Origin of the sequence: Paraburkholderia kirstenboschensis (assembly GCF_904848585.1) — a bacterium.
Classification (GTDB): domain Bacteria; phylum Pseudomonadota; class Gammaproteobacteria; order Burkholderiales; family Burkholderiaceae; genus Paraburkholderia; species Paraburkholderia kirstenboschensis.
Genome location: NZ_CAJHCR010000059.1, coordinates 1 through 2,500, shown reverse-complemented (window position 1 = coordinate 2,500; position 2,500 = coordinate 1). Strand labels below are relative to the sequence as shown.

Genomic DNA, 2,500 nt, shown 5'->3' with positions numbered 1-2,500 from the left:
CCCGTCAACACTTCCATCACTTCTTGCTTGTTGTTAGTCAAAAACACAGTCATATGCCTACCCGTTATTTTAAGCGGGAGACTGTGTCCGGTGATTCAAGGGGCCGCTCCAGCCACTTCATGTCGAAACCTATCGCAGGTCGATACTTGTCGTTCGCTGAGCGGGAAGATATAGCGTTGCTCTCTGTACAAGGTCTTGGGGTACGCGAGATTGCCCGGCGTCTTGGACGCAGTCCGTCCACCGTTTCGCGGGAACTCAAACGCAATGCGGCAACCCGTGGTGGGTGCCTCGAGTATCGTGCTTCGGTCGCGCAGTGGAAGGCGGAACGGTTCGCCAAACGACCAAAGGCAGCGAAGCTGGCGACGAACGCACCGCTGCGCCAATACGTACAGGAGCGCCTGGAGGGCAAGTACATGACGCTGATGGTCGTCAAATTGCGGGGCCCAGGCAGGCACCGTTCAAAGGGCGCAATGAACCACATCGCGGTGACCGAAAGCGGGTCAACGGCTGGTCACCTGAACAGATTGCCAATCGATTGCAGGCTGATTTCCCGGATGATGAATCTATGCGCATCTCTCACGAAGCCATTTATCAAGCGCTCTATATTCAAGGGCGCGGAGCGCTCAAGCGCGAGCTGGTGGGTTGCCTTCGCACCGGGCGCGCGTTGCGCGTTCCCCGAGCGAGAGCGCGCGCCAGGGCGTGGGCGCACGTCAGCGAGGAGGTGATGATTTCCAGCCGGCCTGCAGAGGTGCAAGATCGTGCTGTGCCAGGCCATGGGGAGGGTGACCTGATTATCGGCTTAAACCGATCAGCCATCGGGACGTTGGTGGAAAGATCAAGCCGCTTTACGATGCTCGTGCACTTACCTCGCGAGAAGGCTATGGGCTAATTCCACGCACGAAAAACGGGCCTGCGCTGGCCGGCTATGGAGCTGTCACGATGGCCAACGCACTCAAGAAAACCGTGGCGGACGCCTGCTCAGTTGTGGCGATCATTGACCTGGGATCATGGCAAGGAGCTGTCCGATCACGCCCGCTTCACGATCGAGTCCGGCGTGAAGGTGTTCTTCGCTGACCCGCACAGCCCATGGCAGCGTGGTACGAACGAAAACACCAATGGCCTTTTACGACAATACTTTCCAAAGGGCACAGACCTGTCCCGGTGGAGTGCTCGCGAGATCCAGGCCGTTGCTAACATTGAATACCAGGCCCCGGAAAACACTCGGTCGGAAGACGCCTGCGGAGGCCTTGGACAAATACCTAAAATCTGTTCAACAATGTAGTGTTGCGACGACCGGTTGAATCCGCCCAGTACTGCGCCCGCGCCTATCAGAAGCTCCTCAAACAGTTCGGTATGCAGGCATTGCGTATTTCGGCGAAGCCGAACAGGCGATTCGGTTGAAGCCGAACAAGGTCTTTGCTGGATGACGAACACGCATTTCGGTTGAAACCGAACGAGAACGCTGGTGTTCTGAAACGGCTGTTCGGTTTGCCGAAATGCCTGTTCGGATTCCCGAAACCAGCGTTCGGCAAAGCGAAGCGGATCGTCAGTTTCAGGTTGGCGGTGCTGCGTATGGATCAATCCGTCGGCATTAAGGTAGCTCCCTTTGGGAGATATTGACGATGCCGGCTCACCGGACAACCATGCGCAGAATCAAGGAAGTGCTTCGCCTGAAGCTGGCTTGCAATCTCACACACCGCCAGGTGCAGGGCGCGCTCGGCGTCGGCCTTGCGACTATCACGCAGTATCTTCAGCTTGCCGCAGCAGCAGGACTCGACTGGGCGGCGATTGAGCCACTGGAGGAGGATGAGCTTGAACGGCGTGTGCTGTCGCCGACATCGTCGCCGGATCCGTCGAAGCGGATCGAACCGGATTGCAGCGTCATTCACCGGGAACTGCGCCGCAAAGGCGTCACGCTGCAACTGCTGTGGGAGGAGTACGTCGAGTCCCATCCCGGCGGCCGCACGTACGGCTATACGCAGTTCTGGCGGCGTTACAAGGACTGGGCACAGACACTCACGCGTTCGATGCGCCAGCAGCATCGCGCGGGCGAGAAGCTGTTCGCCGATTTCGCCGGACAGACCATGCCGATCCTCGATCGCGCCGGCGGCATCGCGTTTGAAGCGCACATCTTCGTCGCGGTGCTCGGCGCATCGAACTACACGTATGCCTGTGCCACGCGCTCGGAGACAACGTCGGACTGGATCGGCGGACTGATCGACGCGATGGAATTCTATGGCGGTGTACCCGAGTTGCTCGTCCCGGATAATCCCCGAGCGCTGATTGCGAAGCCGGACCGCTACGAGCCCGGTCTCGGCCGAACCGCGCAGGACTTCGTGAATCACTACGCAACCGCGATGCTGCCGGCACGGCCGCGCAAGCCACAGGACAAGGCGTTGACTTCATAATGCACCTTGTTCGGTTTGTTGAGCGGGAATTAGACGGGGCGGCCTGCCGCCGTATCGACTGCCTGCGCCTTTGATCAGTTTGACGTCGCCGG

Annotated in this window: 3 pseudogenes; all 3 read left to right on the top strand. The window is 59.1% G+C overall.

Annotated features, from left to right (window positions below):
* Positions 1-53: 53 nt before the first annotated feature.
* Positions 54-212 (top strand): annotated as a pseudogene (locus JMY24_RS39540) (helix-turn-helix domain-containing protein); the annotation flags it as partial.
* A 71-nt stretch (positions 213-283) separates the two neighbouring features.
* Positions 284-1,282: pseudogene (locus tag JMY24_RS37875) on the top strand (IS30 family transposase).
* Between the two features lie 340 nt (positions 1,283-1,622).
* Positions 1,623-2,396 (top strand): annotated as a pseudogene (istA, locus tag JMY24_RS37870) (IS21 family transposase); the annotation flags it as partial.
* Positions 2,397-2,500 lie beyond the last annotated feature (104 nt).